We start from the raw sequence: 828 nt of genomic DNA on the forward strand, positions 1-828 counted from the left end.
TTGATGTTCGGGTTATCGCCGCGACCAATCGTAATATGGCTGATATGCTAGAGCAGGGTGAATTTCGTAATGACCTGTATTATCGGCTTAGCGTTTTTCCTATTCAGGCACCTAGTTTACGCCAGCGAAAAGAGGACATTCCTTTACTTGTAGAGCATATTCTGAATGCTCTGAATTTAAGGTTAGCAAAAAATTTCACCCATATTTCCCCAGCGGCCTTACAGCAGTTGTGTGATTATGATTGGCCTGGCAATATCAGAGAGCTTCAAAACGTCATCGAGCGGGCTGCGATTGTTTGTACGCCACCTATTCTTGATGTTGCCCCCATCCCTTCTGCACCTAAAAAACGAAGAAACTCCCATGCAGCCGTCTTGGTGACGCTTAAAGAGGCGGAAGCAAACCATATTAAAGAGGCGCTGAGACAGACTGGCGGTATGATAGCGGGAAAGCAAGGAGCTGCTGAATTGCTTGATTTGCCACCAAGTACCCTTCGTTCCAAGATGAAAAAGCTTGGTGTTAGTGCTTAAGGTTTAGTTTGTCTAAATCTAAATGTGGGCGCGATATATCGCTTTATGGCGAAATGTCGTGTCTTAATGTCGTTTTTTAATCCTTCTTTTGAACACCTGTTCCTCTGTAAATTTTTAATAAAAACAAAGCTTTATTTGTTTTGTAGGTGCTTGGCCTAAGTGTTGCAATAGTTTTCTTAAATTGAACTATAAATTCTCTAAAGTGTTTTGATTGTCAGTAATTAATCAGCCTGAAGAGAGGCAAACAAAAGGTAGCTATATGACTTCAACTATCCCGGTTGTGGATGTCTCTGATAGTGAA

At 41.5% G+C, this 828-nt stretch carries 1 protein-coding gene; it reads left to right on the plus strand.

Annotated features, from left to right (window positions below; translation table 11 throughout):
* Positions 1-527 (plus strand): sigma 54-interacting transcriptional regulator (locus tag A3735_RS25430; RefSeq protein WP_197486043.1); only part of this gene is annotated, 527 nt, incomplete at its 5' end.
* Positions 528-828 lie beyond the last annotated feature (301 nt).

It is taken from the genome of Oleiphilus sp. HI0061 (assembly GCF_001635675.1).